We start from the raw sequence: 18,166 nt of genomic DNA, 5'->3' as shown, positions 1-18,166 counted from the left end.
AAACGGTCTTGTCACCGCATTTTTGGATAGGCTCATAGCAAATATGTTAATATTGCATTTTTATTTTATAGCCTATCCATTGAGGACGCCTGTCGCGTTTTTGATGGATTATCCTCTGAGTAAACTCTCCTCTTATCTTTATACGACTCATTCGAATATTAGGACACTCTATGCCAGCTCCAATTAGCGAACGTAAACTAGCCAATGCCATCCGTGTACTGTCGTTTGACGCGGTTCAAAAAGCCAACTCTGGACATCCGGGTGCGCCAATGGGTATGGCTGATATTGCCGAAGTTTTGTGGCGCAAATTTTTGAAGCACAATCCAGCAGATCCTAATTGGCACAACCGTGATCGCTTTGTACTGTCAAACGGTCATGGCTCGATGCTTATTTATTCATTGCTACATTTATCAGGTTATGATGTGAGCGTTGATGACCTTAAAGGTTTCCGTCAGCTGCATTCAAAAACCCCAGGCCATCCTGAACTTGGTTACACGCCTGGTGTAGAAACGACTACTGGTCCACTAGGACAAGGCATTGCTAATGCGGTTGGTTTTGCGATCGCAGAAAAAACCCTAGCCGCACAGTTCAATCGTGACGGTCATAACGTCGTCGATCATCATACTTATGCGTTCTTGGGCGATGGTTGCTTGATGGAAGGTATCAGTCATGAAGTTTGCTCACTGGCTGGCACGTTGGCGCTTGGTAAGTTGGTATTCTTCTATGATGATAACGGTATCTCAATCGATGGTAATGTCGAAGGCTGGTTCACTGATGATACCGAAGCGCGCTTTGAGTCGTACGGCTGGCAAGTGATCAAAGTCGATGGCCATGATACGGATGCAATCACGCAAGCAACTGAGCAAGCGATTGCAGAGACTACTAAGCCAAGTCTAATTATTTGTAAAACCACGATCGGTGCTGGTAGCCCGAACAAACAAGGTCTAGCCGCCAGTCATGGTGCACCACTTGGTGATGATGAAATCGCCTTGACCCGTGATGCGCTATCTTGGAAACATGCCCCATTTGAATTAGATGACGAAATCTATGAAGCGTGGGATGCCAAAGCCAAAGGCGATGTACAGCAAAAGAACTGGGATGCGGACTTTGAAGCATACAAAAAAGCCTATCCAGAGCTTGCAGCAGAACTATCACGCCGTCTAAATGGCGAGTTGCCTGCTGACTTTGCTAGCCAAGCGCAAGCCTATATTCAGCAAACGCAAGAAGCGGGCGGCGATGTCGCTAGTCGTAAAGCCAGCCAAAATGCTATCAACAGCTTGCAGCCATTATTGCCAGAACTATTGGGCGGTTCAGCCGACCTAGCTGGTTCAAACCTGACGCTATTCAAAGGCGCTAAAGGCATCGAAAAAGACAGCGATGGCAACTATATCTATTACGGCGTGCGCGAGTTCGGTATGACTGCGATTGCCAATGGTATCGCATTGCATGGTGGCTTTATCCCTTACGTAGCGACGTTCCTAATGTTTATGGAATATGCACGTAACGCAGTACGCATGGGCGCATTGATGAAGCAGCGTGTCATCCATGTCTATACGCATGACTCTATCGGTCTTGGTGAAGATGGCCCAACGCATCAGCCAGTTGAGCAATTGACTAGCCTACGTACCACGCCAAACCTACGTACATGGCGTCCGTGTGATGCTACCGAATCTGCAAGCGCTTGGGTAGAAGCAATAAAATCAGAAAACAACCCATCAGCATTGATTTTTAGTCGTCAGAGCTTGCCACATCAAGCACGTGATAGCGAGCAAGTAGCGAACATCACCAAAGGTGGTTATGTGCTTGCGAAAGAACAAGGCGAGCTACAAGCGATCATCATCGCTACTGGTTCAGAAGTTGGCCTAGCGATGGAAGCGTATGAGGCGTTGAGCGCAAATGGTGTTGGCGTCCGTGTGGTGTCTATGCCATGTGCTGAGATTTTCGTTGAGCAAGATGTTAGCTATCGTGAAGCCGTATTGCCAACCAATATTCGTGCTCGCGTAGCAGTAGAAGCCGCGCATGTAGATTACTGGTATAAGTTCGTTGGTCTAGATGGCAAAGTCATCGGTATGACCACTTATGGCGAATCTGCTCCAGCTAGTGATTTGTATAAAGAGTTTGGTATCACGACTGACGCTGTGGTTGAAGCGGTAAATAGTTTGGTGTAATAAACCTAACTTAATTAGCGTTTAAGAAAGAGCTACTGGAGAAATCTGGTGGCTCTTTTTTTATGGCTTAATCTTTGGCTTTTCTTTTGGTCTGCTTTCATCAATATGGCTATCGGTAAAATAACTGCTGCAATCAGTACTAAATTCTGTGCCTCAATATAATGATTTAGTGGTAAATTAGAATAGATTGATTGCTCACAAAGTTAAGTTTTATTTCTTGTGCAGCTCTCATATAAAAATAAATTATATGACTACAGAACTGGAAAAATTAGATGGATAGTATCGAACTGGCAAATGCTATTACATGGCTAAAACAGATTGAACTAAGTGAAGGCTTGATAGCAGCCTGCATAATCGGAATATTTGGACTGTGCGGTATTCTCATTACTCAGAGAGCTGAACGCAAGAAGGAGTATGAAGCCTTTTTGAGAATAAAGTTTGAGGAAGTGGTTTTTAGACTGGTTGATTTTGCAGCCATTATTCAGGAAGTTCAATCCAAAAGTTTTTCAAGCAATTGCGATGAAGCTTTAGACGTTGATGAATTTTATAGAGAAGGTGGCAGGATAGAAATATTAATAGCTTTATATTTTCCAGAGCTTGAGAAAAAATATGAGTTGTTTTTAAATGCAGGGGGAAACCTGATAAATGCACAGCATGAACATGAAGTTAATCCTAGCGATAGTACTTTAGATGTACTTAAACAGCTTGATGAAGAATATGATCGGGTTTATAAGAGTTTTTATAAACATATCAAATCATGTTCTTCTGCTTATGCCAAGCCTTTAAAGCATCATAAGAGAGTGCTGATTAATTAAATTTAAAGAGTTTTGGTATTACGCTTAGCACATTCTATAACCATCCTAAAGATCGCTATTATGTCCCTAAAATCCAGTTTTAAAGGTTTCCTAGGTGAAGCCGTCATCAACGTCGCCATGTGGTTAAAGCTTGAAAAAGATGTTTATCACCGATTAAACGGTATTACCTTGCCAAGAGCTAATGGTGGCAGTACCCAAATCGATCATATCATCGTTTCTGTATACGGCATCTTTGTGATTGAAACCAAAAACTATAAAGGCTGGATATATGGTAGCGAGAAGCAAAAGCAGTGGACGAAAGTTTTCCAAAATGGAAGTACATTCAAATTCCAGAACCCATTGCGCCAAAACTACTTGCACATTAAGACGCTCGCAGATTTATTAGGCTTGGAGCTGAGCTACTTCCATTCGATGATTGCCTTCATCGGTGAGTGTGAGCTGAAAACGCGTGACGAGTTGCCTGAACATGTATTGACAGGTGGTATGGTGTCTTATGTGAAGAAAAAGCAGGATAAGATACTGACTGAAGACGAGGTTAAGTCCATCGTTGAGCAGATTAATAGCAATAGATTTAGTAAGTCTTGGCGTACCAATAGAGAGCATAAAGCCTATCTAAAAGCCAAGCATAGCAATCCAAGCCAGAATACGAATAAGCAGCCTAGCGGTAACGCTAATGATAAACCAATTGCTAACACGGCTAACAAGCCTACACCTGAGCCTATAATAAAAGAAACCGTTGATAGAACTATCCTAAAAAGTAGAGAAGTGCATCGCTGGTCTGGTCAAACTGAGATTGAATCTAGCGATTTACCAATTGATAGTATGGACACTCAGCATACAATTACATCGCACGATATTGCTGATAAGGTTTTTCTTACGCCGTTTGAGGTTGTAGAGCCTGAATTAGCAGCGAGTTCCTCTGCGATAATTGAAGCGACAGACAATGCCGCTAATCTTGTCCAAATACCAACCTGTCCAAGGTGTAACGGTGAGATGATCAAGCGCGTGGCAAAAAAAGGCCTGAATCAAGGTCAGACCTTTTTTGGTTGTAGCCAATTTCCTAAGTGCCGCGGTGTGGTGAATATTGATTAGTCGTTAATCATCTTAACCTTAGCCATCCTAACCTTAGTCACCTTAACCATATATCTCTTCTAAACGTAAACAAGCCACCAATCGACCTTCCCATTCGCGCAGTTGTGGCTCTACTTCGCTGCATTGCTGCTTGGCATAGGGGCAGCGTTTATGTAGGGCGCAGCCACTTGGTGGATTAAGCGGACTTGGTAGCTCACCTTGTAGGGTCAAATCATTTTTATGGCCATTAACCGTTGGTGCAGCCGCCAGTAACGCGATGGTATACGGATGTTTTGGCGCGTTATAAATCGCTTCTTTGGGGCCGTGTTCAACAGCTTGACCCAAATACATGACCATCACATCATCAGCGACGTGGCGCACGACCGACAAATTGTGCGAGATAAAGACGTAAGCGGTACGATACTCATCCTGCAAATCCATAAATAGATTTAAAACTTGCGCCTGAATCGATACATCGAGTGCAGAAGTAGGTTCATCAGCGACGACGATTTTCGGATTGAGCATCATCGCGCGGGCGAGGGCAATACGTTGACGCTGTCCACCCGAAAACATATGCGGATAACGACCAGCGTGTTCTGGACGTAGACCGACATGTCTCATCATCTCGTTGATTTTGTCGCGCTTTTCTTCTTTAGACAGTTTGGTATGGATATCTAATGGTTCTGTCAATTGATAGCCAATGGTATGACGCGGATTTAAGCTACCATAAGGATTTTGAAAGACCATTTGAATTTCAGTACGCAACTCTTTTAGTGCCTTTCTGCTATAGCCAGTGGTGCCTTCATCGTTGATAAATAGCTCACCATGTGTAGGTGCTTCGATCAGTGTCAACTGGCGGGCAAGGGTAGATTTGCCGCAGCCTGACTCACCAACGACGGCCAGTGTCTTGCCAGCTTCAAGCTCGAATGAGACACCATTAAGTGCTTTTACGTAAGCCTTTGCTTTGCCCAAACCTTGTGATACTGGATAATGCTTGTGTAGATTGTCTGCTTTTAGGACCACTTTATTACTCATACTTGTGACTCCAAGGTAGCAGCGTGAGAGGGGCGAGAAGTAATATTAGAATCAATACAACGCACCTTGCCATTGGGCGTATCTAAAATAGGCGGCGGAACTTCGCAAGCGGGCTCCTTATAAGGGCAACGCGGAGACAGCAAGCAACCAGCCGGCCTGTCATATTGACTTGGCACGACCCCTGGTAAACTGTTTAGCCTATCTTGACCAATAGCCAATTCAGGGATGGCTTGTAGCAATGCTTCAGTATAAGGATGGGCAGGCTTTTGAAAAATCTCTGGCACGGTACTGGTTTCGACCACTTGTCCAGCATACATGACCGCGACATCACGCGAGTTTTGTGCAACCAGACCTAAATCGTGGGTGATTAACACCATGGCCATTTGTTTTTCGCGTTGCAATCGGCTCAGCAAGTCCATAATTTGCGCCTGTACTGTGACATCCAGAGCCGTAGTCGGTTCATCAGCGATCAGTAGTTTTGGCTCACAAGCAATTGCCATCGCAATCATAACCCGTTGGCTCATACCACCTGATAGCTGATGCGGATATACCTTGAGACGATTCTTTGCATCAGGCATCTCAACCAATTCTAGCAGCTCTAAGATGCGTGTTTGTACTGCTGCGCCTCGTAAACCAAGGTGTTTGCGTAGTACTTCACCTAGCTGCATTTCAACCGTAAAGCTTGGATTTAGGCAAGACATCGCATTCTGAAAAATCATAGAGATGTCTTTACCAATGATTCCGCGTCTCTCTTTGGCTGACATACTGAGCATGTCTTTATTGTCAAAGGCCACTCGCTGTGCACGTACGGTCGCGGAAGGTGGCAACAAACCCATTAGCGCCATCATAGTGACCGATTTACCTGAGCCAGATTCACCCACGACAGCGATGACCTCACCTTGGGTTATCTTTAGCGATACATCATCGACTGCGCGAAAGGCACGCACTCCTTGTCCAAAAGTGACAGACAGGTTTTCAATATCTAGCAGCAATGGTGAGTCTTTTGTTGCTGCGCCATTCATAGACGTGTGAGTGATAGGCGTATTAATTAATGGTTCAGTCATCTTAAGTCACCTGCTTTAATTTAGGATCTAGCGCATCGCGTAAGCCATCACCAGTCAGGTTAATTGATAGTGCAGCTAAGAAGATAGCGACACCCGGCCAGATTGCTAGCCAAACATTACTTTGAATATATTGACGTGCCGTACCTAGCATCGCGCCCCATTCGGCATCAGGTGGCTGTACGCCAAAGCCTAGGAAACCAATCGCACCCGCTTCTAAAATAGCAGACGAGAAAATCATCGTTGCCTGTACGATAAGCGGTGCCATACAGTTGGGCAAAATAGTAATAAACAACAATCTGAGTACGCCAGCGCCCATCACTTGTGAGGCAATAAAATACTCACGTTGCAGCTCTACCATCGCAGTCGCACGAGTTAACCGAATAAAGGGCGGCGTACAGACCAGTGCGATCGTAATAATCGTATTGGTCATAGAAGGCCCTAAGATAGCGGCAATGATAATCGCCAATAGCAAGCTCGGATATGACATCAGGATATCATTGACCAACATAACTGCCTTGCCCCAGACCTTTGGCCAAAACGCCGCACTTAGACCTAATGAGATACCAACCAACATCGCCAGAGTCGTTGCGCTTAGACCGATAAACAACGAATAACGCGCGCCATACATCACTCGAGATAAGGTATCTCGGCCTGCATCATCAGTGCCTAGCCAAAACATCGCATTGCCACCATCTAAAAAAGCAGGTGGCAATTGCTCTTGACCGGTGAACAGTTCATAAGGATCATGAGGCGCAATAGCAGGCGCAAGTATGGCAACAAGGACCATCAATGCCAGTACAATGAAACCAATCACGGCGCCTTTGTTTCGGCAGAACGTCGATAAAAATAGCTGCCAAGATGACGGCGGTGTGGCTGCCATCAGATTGACATCAGAGGGGAGAACAGAAGGCTTCATGAGCATTTCCTATAGTGGCTAGCGCATTGGGTTTGTTTGGGCTTCCTTCCTAACAATTATTAGAAATTTGCTAAAAACCTTTAGAACCATGTAAGCGTTAATCATCACTATTTATAATGTGAGTATTTATCAATGTTAAATTAAGAAGTATGGCGAATACGTGGATTGATCAGACCATACAAAATATCAATAAATAAACTAACCAAAATCAGAGCGGTGGCGACTAATAAAATACCATTTTGTACAATAGGGTAATCACGAGTGAAAAACCCATCGAGTAGCCAATTACCAACGCCTGGCCAACTAAAGATAGTCTCGGTAATAATGGCACCTGCGAGTAATGTCGCCATTTGTAAGCCAACGACTGTAACCACAGTAATCAGGGCATTACGCATCACGTGGACTAGTATCACTCGGCGTGGAGATAGGCCTTTGGCTCGCGCTGTACGCACGTAATCCTCGTCTAATACCTCTAGCATCGCAGAGCGTGTCATCCGCGCAATCATCGCTAACGGAATGGTCGATAAAGCAATAGAGGGCAATATAAAGTGTTTGACCACGTTCCAAAACGCGCCAGGTTCTCCCGAGCTTAGTGAACCAAGTAACCATGAGCCATACAGTGGCTGCACATCTAAAAACTGTGCGACAGATATCACCCCAGCGACGGGCAGGAGACCTAAATAATGAGCGAAGATACCAGTCAGGATAGGGCCCAATAAATAGATAGGCATAGAGTAACCTGCCAACGCGCCTGACATGAGGGTGTAATCAATCCATGTACCACGGCGCAAGGCAGCAAAGATGCCTAAGCTGACACCAATGATACTAGCGATGACAATAGCGCATAACGCCAATTCTAGAGTAGGAACAAAGTGGGCAAAAAAGTCTTGTAGTACAGGTGTACGAGTACGAAAGGACTGACCGAAATCACCTGTTAAGATGCCAGTCAAATAATCCCAATACTGGGCAACGAGTGGTTTGTCTAATCCTAGCCTTTCTAAGGCACGAGCATGTAGCTCTGGATCGACCATACGCTCGCCCATCATAATCTCGACCGCATCTCCAGGTACGAGACGAATCAGAGTAAAAGTGGATAGCGTTAGGCCAAGATAGACGGGTATTAAAATGGCAATACGACGCAGAATATAAAGTAGCATGGGCTGCTCAATAGTTGTGGTTCAATGATTAGAGTATTAGCAATGATGAAGAGATCCGTGACAAAGCGCTTAATTCATATTGTTCATATCATTCATATAAGTGCGGCTGGAGCAGAGTATCTGACCCAGCCGCACTTATATGAATGAATAAAATGAATAAATTGCTTATGTCGTAACGGAATTAATCAGTCAAGGTTATTCAACTTTTACACCATCGAAGCGTATTGAGCCAAGCGGGCTGATTTTATAATCGACCACGTTTGGTGCGGTGAATACGGTCACTACCGAGTGTGCCATTGTTGTCCAAGGAAGCTGCTCTTTGAATATCTGCTGAGCTTGTTCATATTCACTGACACGCTCATCTTGATTGTTAATCTGACGGGCATTGGTCACCAAATTATCGAAGTCTTTATTACACCAGCGCGAGTAGTTATTTCCACCGACCGCGTCACAAGATAATAACGAACCGAGCCAGTTGTCTGGATCACCATTGTCACCAGTCCAGCCTGCTAGAATGACATCAGGTTCACCTTTAGCAGCGCGTTTTAGGTACTCGCCCCATTCATAAGTCACAAGCTTGGTATCGACGCCAATCTTCGCCCAATCTGCTTGTAGCATTTCAGCCATTAGCTTGGCATTTGGGTTGTACGGACGCTGAACTGGCATATACCATAGATTGATAGAAAGGTTATCCGCGCCAGCTTCTTTGATTAGTGCTTTTGCTTTTTCGACATCGTAAGGCGCATCTTTAAGTGATTCGTCATAGCCCCACTGTGTTGGCGGCATTGGGTTGGTTGCTTTGAGGCCTTCGCTCTGATAAACCGCATTGATAATAGCGTCTTTGTTGATCGCCATATCTAATGCTTGACGCACTTTAAGATCGCTCAGTTGAGGTTTTTCTACGTTATAACCGACATAGCCGACGTTGAAGCCAGGCTGATCGAGAACGGTGGCTTTACCTGATTTTTTGACAGATTCGATTTCGGCAGGTTTTGGATAGGCTGACACATGACATTCGCCAGCTTGCACTTTCTGTGCACGAACTGCTGAGTCTTTAGTGATGACAAACACTAGGTTGTCGATATAGATGTCGTCTTTATTCCAATAGTCTGGGTTTTTGGTATAACGAATTTGCGCGTCTTTTTGATATGAGGTAAAGACGAAAGGTCCAGTACCGACTGGCTTAGTATTGATATCAGCAGCATTGCCAGAGGCTAGCAATTGATCTGCGTACTCAGCAGAACCAATATAAGCAAAAGGCATCGCTAGGTTCTGTAGGAACGGCGCATTGGTTTCGCTAAGGGTAATTTTTACCGTATAGTCGTCAACCTTTTCGATATTAGAGATAATATCAGGTAGTCCCATGCCGACTGAATATGGGAATTCAGCAGGATAAGCTTTATTAAATTCAAAGTCTGGGTCAGTGATACGTTCTAGCGTAAAGACAATGTCATCCGCGTTGAAATCGCGAGTCGGAGTAAAGTAGTCAGTTGTACCGAACTTAACCCCTTTGCGTAGATTAAAGGTATAAGTCTTGCCGTCTTCGCTAATATCCCAACTCTCCGCAAGTCCTGGTTGAATCTCAGTTTCCGCTCTTTTGAATTCTACCAAGCCATTATAAATAGGGAAGGCACTCGCATCAAAATCCGTACCTGAAGTATATTGCGCTGGATCGAATCCAGCAGGGCTACCTTCTGAGCAATATAGCAATGTTTTGGCGGCTTTGGCATCTGAGCTAGCAGCAGAATCGTTGGTGGTTTTGTTGTCTCCACTACAGGCGCTGATACCTAAGACAAACGTCGCCAACATCGTAAGTTTGAAGAGTGATTTTTGCATTATTACATCCTATGTAATGGTAGGTAGGTACTCATGTATCCATATGTTCGTACTCGAGCATGAATACGATGAGAAAGCGTTTAGTGACCTCTAAAGTATCTATCTATGCAGTATTTTATATATACAAAATAAAACATATTAAATGTTGTTATAACTTTAAATTATATAGATAGAAACTAAAAATATAAGTAAGTCGTTCGAATATACTCTCTTAATCTGTGGTAATGCAAGCGATAAATAGACTAATTTTGATAAAAAGTGCACGGTTTTACCGTATTTAGCACCAATAAGATATTAAATACTAGATTCTACGGCTTTATGTTTATTTATTCTAAGTAGCAAAGAGACACGCTTTTAAATCGCTAACTAGTTACAATTTTACTCATTGTTAACAGTTAGAAATAATAAAGTTATGTCTCTTTGAAGTAGCCAACTATAAGCCGTTTGTCCAATGCAGCATTAAACAGGGCTATGATTCGCTTTAATGAGATCGGCTATTTTTTCGGCAATCATGATAGTTGGCGCATTGGTATTGGCGCTAATAAGCGTTGGCATCACTGATGCATCGATGACTCGTAGTCCGCTCACACCTCGTACCTTCAATTCCAAATCAACCACAGAACTGTCATCTGAGCCCATGCGGCAAGTGCCTACTGGGTGATAGATGGTATCTGACTTATTACGGATATAGCCGAGCATGCCGTCTTTTTCGAGGTAAGGGGCAGGGTAGTCTTCAGTAATGTATTTAGCGAGTGCGGACTCTTGCATGATGGCTCGAGTACGCTCGGCACCAGCTACCATATACTCTACGTCTTTTGGATGCGACAGATAGTTTGGATCGATCAAGACAGCATCAGAAGGGTCGGCTGAGTCCAACCTAACAGTACCTCGACTTTCAGGCCGTAAGTAGCAACTGTGACAAGAGACAGCGAAGCCGCGTCTGAGATCACGGCCATGCTCTATCACGCGCGAGATGACAAAGTGCAGCTGGGTATTTGGCCACTCCTTTGGATCGTCACCGACGCTAAAGAACGCACCTGCCTCTGCATAGTTGGTAGACAGCAGCCCTGTACCGTCTTTTCTCCACTGCCGAATACTTTTGGTTAATGTCGAAATCGATGCCATGCCAATACCGATGACATCAGTAGTATTGACCTCATAATCAAAGACGACGTCTAAATGATCCTGCAAATTACCACCGACTTCAGGTGCATCTACCACCACATCGATACCATGAGACTGCAAATGCTCTGCAGGACCAATACCTGAGAGCATCAGAACTTTGGGTGAACCAAACGCACCACCTGATAACAGGACTTCATGACGCGCCGTGACAGTATGTTCGACACCGTCTTTTTCGTAGACGACGCCTGTCGCTTGATTGTCTTCGATAATGACGCGGTTAGCCTGCGCATGAGTGATAACCGTCAGGTTGGAGCGGTTTTGGACAGGATGCAGATAGGCAGCCGCGGCAGAGCAGCGTTGGCCTTGTTTTTCACCATGGAAATGAGTGACTTGATACAACCCTGTACCGTCTTGCTTTTCGCTATTAAAGTCGGTGTTATGATCTAAGCCATTGGCAATCGCAGCTTCTACGAATGCCTTAGAGATGTCTCGTGGACTGAGTAGGTCGCTAACATGCAGCGGCCCGCTATCACCATGTAGATCATCGCTACCACGAACGTTGTTTTCAGCTTTGATAAAGTAGGGTAATACATCGTCAAATCCCCAGCCAGTACAGCCTTGCTCTACCCAGCGCTCATAATCTAGCTTACTACCGCGCGTATAGATCATGGCATTGATAGCTGATGAGCCGCCCAGACATTGTCCACGCGGCTGAAAACCTTTACGGTTGTTAAGGTGCTCTTGCGGAGTAGTATGAAAGCACCAATTGTTCAATTTAAGCGGTTTACCAGGAACCATCAGAATCAGTCCAGCAGGCACGCGTACTGCTAGATCTTTGCCATCACCGCCGTACTCTAATAAACAGACACTGATATCTGGGTTTTCAGTGAGACGGCTAGCGAGCACGCAACCTGCTGATCCACCACCGACGATGACATAGTCAAATGTTGTGTCAAATTCCATTTCATATTCCTTATAGCATCCATGCTAATTAAAATAGGGTACGCTTTACAGTAACTATTATTCTGCTGAAATAATAAAATAAAAATGACTCTGCGGTATCTATTTGCGTCAATATCTTAGGACAAGCGAAGACTGTTATATTCGGTATGTTATATAAAATTAATGCTACTTAATTTTGCACTGAACAAGCTTATATCGAACAGATTTCTGAGCGTACGATAAAGCGTTTGCCTTCAGGTATTTCTAACGAAAAACTCGCACCGCGACCATTGACGACATCAATGGTGAGATCGGTATGCTGCCATAAATTGTACTGTGCTTTGCCCATATAAAATGGACAGCCAGCAAGCTCACCAACCAGTACATCCTGACCACCTACTTTGAACTCTCCTAATGGATAGCACATGGGCGAGCTACCATCACAGCAGCCACCTGATTGATGAAACATTAGCTCACCGTGCTTGGATTTCAATAGCTCAATTAACGCTTTACAAGACTCTGTTGCTGTAATTTTCATACTCAACTCCTATGCTATCAGTGTCGAAAAACATATTATTCTGAACAGCTATTATTCAAGACATGGCTTTTTACGACTTCTTAAAGTGAAAATGCAACCTATCTTGCGACAGATTGCATTTGTTTTCTAAGTACTGTCATGCATTCACAGATTAGATTAAAAGAAACCCATTTTTTTAGGGCTGTACGAAACCAGCATGTTTTTAGTTTGCTGATAATGATCGAGCATCATCAGATGGTTTTCGCGGCCGATACCTGATTGTTTATAGCCACCGAATGCCGCATGTGATGGATATAGATGATAGCAGTTGGTCCATACGCGGCCCGCTTGAATACCACGTCCGAAACGATAGGCCTTATGTACGCTACGTGTCCAAACGCCAGCGCCTAGACCATATAGGGTGTCGTTGGCAATTTGCATGGCTTCTTCGTCGTCTTTAAAGGTGGTGACAGCGAGTACAGGTCCAAAGATTTCTTCTTGGAACACGCGCATATCGTTGGTACCTTCAAAGATAGTTGGCTTAACATAATAGCCATCTGCTAGGTCGCCATCGTGTTTGGCTTGATCGCCACCGACTAGGACTTTCGCCCCTTCTTTTTTACCGATATCAAGATAAGATAAAATCTTCTCTAACTGATCTGAGCTGGCTTGCGCGCCAATCATAGTCTCAGTATCTAGTGGATTGCCCATTTTGATCGCTTCGACACGAGCGATACAGCGTTTGATAAATTCGTCATAGATGCTTTCGTGTACGAGCGCACGTGATGGACAAGTACAGACTTCACCTTGGTTTAAGGCAAACATGACTAAGCCTTCGACCGCTTTGTCCAAGAAATCATCGTCTTCGTCCATGACATCGGCAAAGAAGATATTTGGGCTTTTGCCGCCAAGCTCTAGCGTCACTGGAATGATGTTTTCGCTGGCGTACTGCATGATGAGGCGACCTGTTGTGGTCTCACCAGTGAAGGCAACTTTGTTGATACGTGGGTTTGAGGCAAGTGGTTTACCAGCTTCGACACCAAAGCCGTTGACGATGTTTAACACGCCTTTAGGTAAGATGTCAGCAATACCGATCGCTTCTAACATATATAGTATAGAGGCAGGCGTTTGCTCAGCAGGCTTCATGACGATACAGTTACCAGCGGCTAGAGCCGGGGCGATTTTCCATACTGCCATTAGAATAGGGAAGTTCCATGGGATAATCTGCCCGACAACGCCAAGCGGTTCATGGAAATGATAAGCAACAGTGTCTTCATCAATTTGGCTGATACCGCCTTCTTGTGCGCGGATGGCGCTGGCGAAATAACGGAATTGATCGATGGCTAGTGGAATATCTGCCATCAAGGTCTCGCGTACAGGCTTGCCGTTTTCGTAGCATTCAGCAATAGCGATCGCTTCTAGATTGGCTTCCATGCTATCTGCGATTTTTAATAATAAATTGGCACGTTCAGCGACACTAGTTTTACCCCAAGCGTCTTTGGCAGCATGCGCAGCATCTAGGGCTTTTTCGATATCTGCTTCTTTTGAACGGGCGACTTGGCAAATGGTTTTACCATCGATAGGACTTGGGTTGTCAAAGTACTCGCCATCGACAGGAGGGGTCCACTCACCATTAATAAAGTTATCGTATTTTTCGCGGAATTGGACGGGACTGTTTTCAGTATTGGGATAAGCGTATAACATTAACCACTCCTTGTTGTGTATTATGGTTATTTAAAATATGGTCACTTACGTATGACCATTTAAAAATATATTCTTGGTCTTCCTAACCAAGTTATCATCCTATCGTACTGAGCTTTTTAGCAGAACGATAATGACTTTTTATAATGATATATTTTGTATCGTATAACTTTAAGTTATGTGATATGAGTCGGTTAAAATGGTTCGCAAACGGTATGCAGCTGTTATAATTGTGAACATCTACTTTGGCTTGCTATGGTTATTGAGTTAATCATGGCGGCTTTATTTTTGTACTATTTCTTCTTCATAATACTGGTTGGTTTGGATCTATGCGTCAATCTTCTGCTCTTGATATCCTAAAAACAGGTCAAAACGTCTTTTTGACCGGCTCAGCAGGTTCAGGTAAGACTTATACTCTCAATCAATATATCGATTATTTACGCGCCCGCCGCGTCCCTGTTGCGGTGACAGCCAGTACGGGTATTGCTGCCACGCACATGAACGGCACGACGATTCATAGTTGGTCAGGTATCGGTATCAAAGATGAGCTGACTGATCGAGATTTGTCTACCTTGTCACGCAAGCAGTTCTTAGCAGACAGATTGAAAGATACAGCGGTATTGGTTATCGATGAGATATCAATGCTACATGCCAAACAGCTTAACTTGGTCAGCCAAGTGCTCAAGCATATTCGCAAAAATGACAAAGCGTTTGGTGGTATTCAGGTGGTAGTCGCAGGAGACTTTTTTCAGTTACCGCCGATTGGTAGTAAAGGCGAGACGAATCGTGAAAAATTCGCCTTTATGTCCGAAGCGTGGCTCGATGCCAAGTTCCATATTTGCTACTTGTCTGAGCAGCATCGTCAAGTGAGCGATGCAGCCAATGGCGGACTCGATTTAGACGATATTCTTAACCAAATTCGTCGTCAGGAAGTGACCTTTGAGGCGATTGCCGCTTTAGAAGCGACGTATGACCAAAGTGTCGATATCAAGCGTACGCGTCTGTATACCCATAACCTCAATGTCAATAAAATCAATGACAAAGAACTGGCGTCTCTAGATGGCGAGATGATGCGTTTTGAGGCGACGGCAACAGGCGATAGTAAGCTGGTTGAGACGCTAAAAAAGACCGTACGTACCCAAGACGAGCTGATTTTAAAAGTCGGTGCAAAGGTGATGTTTATCAAAAACAACGCTGAGCTTGGTGTCTCTAACGGGACGATGGGCGAGTTGATTGGGTTTGCTGCTGTCAAAATAGACGATAAAGACAGTAGTGACGCGTTAATCGAAGACGATAGCAACGATGACGTTGATGAGGATGCTGCTGGCGAAAAAACGACAAAAGGTAAAAAGCTCGCTGCTAAGAAAGACAAAGAAAAACCAAAGTCAAAGAAACCAACGACCCAGAAAATGCCTGTCGTGCGACTTAATTCAGGACGAGAAGTTATCGCTGAGCCTGAAGAATGGATTATCGAAGATGAAACGGGTGATGTGCTAGCAAGTTACTTACAAGTGCCGCTCTGTCTGGCATGGGCGATTACCATTCATAAATCGCAGGGCATGACCCTCGATGCGGCTGAAATCGATTTATCGCGTACTTTTGAGTTAGGACAAGGCTATGTAGCATTGTCACGCCTCAAGTCGCTATCTGGCCTACAGCTGCTGGGTATGAACGATATGAGCTTGCAACTCGATCCATTGGCTCGCGGCGCAGATAAGCGGTTTTTGGTACTGTCTGAAGAAGCGGATGCTAATTATGCGATGCTAGATGAAGAAAGTATGCAGCAGGCACATGAAAAATTCGTGCTGAAGTCAGGTGGGACATTGAGCAAGTCGGTAATCGATGCTTACGCCACCCTACAAAAGAAACGCCGCGAACAACAGCAAGCGAAAATCGATAAAAAACAGAAGTTAGGCAATCAGGTCTCTGACAAATCAGACAGTACTTTACTTGCGACCAGAGTGTTGTTAGAAGAGAGTTTGACCATTGCGGAGATATCACAAGCGCGTCAGTTGTCACAGTCGACTATCATGCGTCATATTGCTGACCTAAAATCACAAGATCCAAGCCTTGCCTGCGATCATCTGCGTCCAGATGATGAGGTAATGACAGCCGTTGGCAACGCCTATGTCGCTATTAAAGTCGCTAATAGTCCAAATGATTTCAATGATGACGGTAGCATCAAATTGCGTCCGATATATGATCATCTCAAGCAAAGCATTGACTACAATACCATTCGCCTCGCATTGATTTTTATCACACCATAGTTTTGCTGCTTATAATTTTATTGCCTATAACTTTGTTATCTCTAGTTTTATAGGCTTTATTTTTGCTATTTCTTAGTATTCAGCAATCAAAAGCGCACTCAACGTGATAACGCTCAGTTTTTACACCCATTTATAGCGATACCCTTTATGTCCAATGTTATGCCTGATTTTTCGAGCGCTACTTATCAATTGACCTCTGACCCGATAGCGGCGACGTTCCGTACTACTGGTGAGCACACACAGCCACTGAGAGTCGCTATCAATGGCTTTGGTCGAATAGGGCGCAATGTACTTCGTGCTTTGCTAGAGCGCTTTGAAGTGTTGGGCCGTGCGATTCATGTAGTGGCAATTAATGACTTAGCGCCAGCGGATATCTTGCTGCATTTATTGAAGTTTGACAGCACACATGGCCGCCTCAGTCGACTAGGGGTCAATGCTGAGATTGTAGAGAGTGAGTCAGGTGATATGAGCAAGACTGAGCTCTGTCTGACCAAAAACAATCTGACTTACTGCATCAATATGCTATCAGAGCCTGATCCTAAAAATTTACCTTGGCAGGCGCTGGGTGTCGATGTGGTTTTAGAGTGTACTGGGCATTTTCGCTCGTATGAGCAAGCGACGCTACATATCGATGCTGGCGCGCAGCAAGTAATTATCGGTGCCGCGCCATTTGACGATGTGGATGCCTGTATCGTGATGGGCGTGAATACCGATGCGCTCACGCTTGAGCTACCGATTATTTCTAGTGTGTCTTGTACCACGCAGGCATTGGTACCGTTGATTGATACGCTAGATAAGGCGTTTGGTGTGCAGTCAGCCATGATGACCGAGATTCATGCAGTCACTGCCGATCAAACAGTGCTTGATCAAGCACATCGAGATCCAAGACGGGCGCGAGCTTCTGGCTATAACATTATCCCAACGACATCCAGTAGTATCGCTGCGACAGAACGAGTGCTACCAGCCATGGTCGGCAAGATAAATGGGCATTCGATACGAGTGCCCACTATCGACGTGGCTGCGATTGATGTCACTTTCGTATTTGATACGCCAGATGTCGATGTCGAGACAGTGCGAGAGGTACTTAAATCTGCCAGTCAGGCACATTTGCATGACATTATGGCTTATACCGATGAGCCATTGGTATCTAGTGATTTTATTCATCAGACTGAGTCGCTTATCATTGATGGTCAGCAGCTTATGCAAGTGGGTGGTCAATATAAGGTTTTTGCATGGTATGACAACGAATGGGGCTATGCCAATAGGCTGCTCGATATGTGCTTACATCTGGCCTCAAGCAAGCGATAATGCACCAATTTACAAGTATTCGAAAATTAATTGAATTTTTTTAGTTTAGGGGCTTGCATTATAAAATGATATCTATATAATGATGCACCAATGGAGACGTGGCAGAGCGGTTGAATGCACCGGTCTTGAAAACCGACAAGGGTTAATAGCCCTTCGAGAGTTCGAATCTCTCCGTCTCCGCCAAATTCGAAAAAGCCCCAATCAGCAATGATTGGGGCTTTTTTTATGGTATTGATAAAAGTAT

Annotated in this window: 13 protein-coding genes and 1 tRNA gene; 6 read left to right on the top strand and 8 right to left on the bottom strand. The window is 44.5% G+C overall.

The window, feature by feature from the left end:
* Positions 1-170: 170 nt before the first annotated feature.
* From tkt to B2863_RS06315, 3 genes are all read left to right on the top strand, one after another.
* Entirely contained in the window at positions 171-2,168 is a 1,998-nt protein-coding gene (gene tkt, locus B2863_RS06325; protein WP_296208347.1) for a transketolase, read from the top strand.
* Positions 2,169-2,440: 272 nt separating this feature from the next.
* Positions 2,441-2,983, top strand: a complete 543-nt coding sequence (locus B2863_RS06320) for a hypothetical protein (RefSeq protein WP_296208345.1) — start codon at positions 2,441-2,443, stop codon at positions 2,981-2,983.
* Between the two features lie 60 nt (positions 2,984-3,043).
* Complete coding sequence (locus B2863_RS06315) at positions 3,044-4,075, top strand: NERD domain-containing protein (RefSeq protein ID WP_296208343.1); 1,032 nt, start codon at positions 3,044-3,046, stop codon at positions 4,073-4,075.
* Between the two features lie 42 nt (positions 4,076-4,117).
* Here B2863_RS06315 and B2863_RS06310 read toward each other — a convergent pair whose 3' ends face one another.
* From B2863_RS06310 to B2863_RS06275, 8 genes are all read right to left on the bottom strand, one after another.
* Positions 4,118-5,089, bottom strand: a complete 972-nt coding sequence (locus B2863_RS06310) for a peptide ABC transporter ATP-binding protein (RefSeq protein ID WP_296208340.1) — start codon at positions 5,087-5,089, stop codon at positions 4,118-4,120.
* On the bottom strand, positions 5,086-6,153 hold the full coding sequence (locus B2863_RS06305) for an ABC transporter ATP-binding protein (protein ID WP_296208336.1): 1,068 nt from the start codon (positions 6,151-6,153) through the stop codon (positions 5,086-5,088). The genes B2863_RS06310 and B2863_RS06305 overlap by 4 nt, the downstream gene beginning before the upstream one ends.
* Before the next feature lies 1 nt (position 6,154).
* Entirely contained in the window at positions 6,155-7,069 is a 915-nt protein-coding gene (locus B2863_RS06300; protein WP_057761128.1) for an ABC transporter permease, read from the bottom strand.
* A gap of 140 nt (positions 7,070-7,209) precedes the next feature.
* Positions 7,210-8,226: an ABC transporter permease gene (locus tag B2863_RS06295; protein ID WP_296208334.1), complete on the bottom strand. Its 1,017-nt coding sequence runs from the start codon at positions 8,224-8,226 to the stop codon at positions 7,210-7,212.
* Between the two features lie 195 nt (positions 8,227-8,421).
* Positions 8,422-10,062 carry an ABC transporter substrate-binding protein gene (locus tag B2863_RS06290; RefSeq protein WP_201608115.1) on the bottom strand — a complete coding sequence of 547 codons (1,641 nt, stop codon included), beginning with the start codon at positions 10,060-10,062 and terminating at the stop codon, positions 8,422-8,424.
* A 459-nt stretch (positions 10,063-10,521) separates the two neighbouring features.
* The gene (locus tag B2863_RS06285; protein WP_201548898.1) at positions 10,522-12,150 is read right to left on the bottom strand and encodes a GMC family oxidoreductase; all 1,629 of its coding nucleotides are present in this window, start codon (positions 12,148-12,150) and stop codon (positions 10,522-10,524) included.
* 190 nt (positions 12,151-12,340) lie between these two features.
* A complete protein-coding gene (locus tag B2863_RS06280; RefSeq protein WP_296208320.1) occupies positions 12,341-12,667 on the bottom strand; it encodes a DUF779 domain-containing protein in 327 nt (108 codons plus the stop codon).
* 156 nt (positions 12,668-12,823) lie between these two features.
* Positions 12,824-14,350, bottom strand: coding sequence for an aldehyde dehydrogenase family protein (locus B2863_RS06275; protein WP_114700459.1), 1,527 nt, complete (start codon positions 14,348-14,350; stop codon positions 12,824-12,826).
* Between the two features lie 326 nt (positions 14,351-14,676).
* On the opposite strand from B2863_RS06275, the gene B2863_RS06270 reads away from it, so the two are divergent.
* The 3 genes from B2863_RS06270 to B2863_RS06260 all read left to right on the top strand — a co-directional run bounded on the left by B2863_RS06270 (position 14,677) and on the right by B2863_RS06260 (position 18,105).
* Positions 14,677-16,614, top strand: coding sequence for an AAA family ATPase (locus B2863_RS06270; protein ID WP_296208315.1), 1,938 nt, complete (start codon positions 14,677-14,679; stop codon positions 16,612-16,614).
* A 159-nt stretch (positions 16,615-16,773) separates the two neighbouring features.
* Positions 16,774-17,922, top strand: a complete 1,149-nt coding sequence (locus B2863_RS06265) for a type I glyceraldehyde-3-phosphate dehydrogenase (RefSeq protein WP_296208590.1) — start codon at positions 16,774-16,776, stop codon at positions 17,920-17,922.
* A gap of 92 nt (positions 17,923-18,014) precedes the next feature.
* A tRNA-Ser gene (locus B2863_RS06260) sits at positions 18,015-18,105 on the top strand.
* Positions 18,106-18,166 lie beyond the last annotated feature (61 nt).

The sequence above is a fragment of the Psychrobacter sp. UBA3480 genome (genome assembly GCF_002377945.1).
Taxonomy (GTDB): domain Bacteria; phylum Pseudomonadota; class Gammaproteobacteria; order Pseudomonadales; family Moraxellaceae; genus Psychrobacter.
The sequence above is the reverse complement of the archived record's forward strand: the minus strand, read 5'-3'. Positions and strand labels throughout refer to the sequence as shown.

Bases quoted from the DNA above. Each gene is read 5' to 3' on its own strand.
- tkt (WP_296208347.1), top strand. From the start codon at position 171: ATGCCAGCTCCAATTAGCGAACGTAAACTAGCCAATGCCATCCGTGTA.
- B2863_RS06320 (WP_296208345.1), top strand. From the start codon at position 2,441: ATGGATAGTATCGAACTGGCAAATGCTATTACATGGCTAAAACAGATT.
- B2863_RS06315 (WP_296208343.1), top strand. From the start codon at position 3,044: ATGTCCCTAAAATCCAGTTTTAAAGGTTTCCTAGGTGAAGCCGTCATC.
- B2863_RS06310 (WP_296208340.1), bottom strand. From the start codon at position 5,089: ATGAGTAATAAAGTGGTCCTAAAAGCAGACAATCTACACAAGCATTAT.
- B2863_RS06305 (WP_296208336.1), bottom strand. From the start codon at position 6,153: ATGACTGAACCATTAATTAATACGCCTATCACTCACACGTCTATGAAT.
- B2863_RS06300 (WP_057761128.1), bottom strand. From the start codon at position 7,069: ATGAAGCCTTCTGTTCTCCCCTCTGATGTCAATCTGATGGCAGCCACA.
- B2863_RS06295 (WP_296208334.1), bottom strand. From the start codon at position 8,226: ATGCTACTTTATATTCTGCGTCGTATTGCCATTTTAATACCCGTCTAT.
- B2863_RS06290 (WP_201608115.1), bottom strand. From the start codon at position 10,062: ATGCAAAAATCACTCTTCAAACTTACGATGTTGGCGACGTTTGTCTTA.
- B2863_RS06285 (WP_201548898.1), bottom strand. From the start codon at position 12,150: ATGGAATTTGACACAACATTTGACTATGTCATCGTCGGTGGTGGATCA.
- B2863_RS06280 (WP_296208320.1), bottom strand. From the start codon at position 12,667: ATGAAAATTACAGCAACAGAGTCTTGTAAAGCGTTAATTGAGCTATTG.
- B2863_RS06275 (WP_114700459.1), bottom strand. From the start codon at position 14,350: ATGTTATACGCTTATCCCAATACTGAAAACAGTCCCGTCCAATTCCGC.
- B2863_RS06270 (WP_296208315.1), top strand. From the start codon at position 14,677: ATGCGTCAATCTTCTGCTCTTGATATCCTAAAAACAGGTCAAAACGTC.
- B2863_RS06265 (WP_296208590.1), top strand. From the start codon at position 16,774: ATGCCTGATTTTTCGAGCGCTACTTATCAATTGACCTCTGACCCGATA.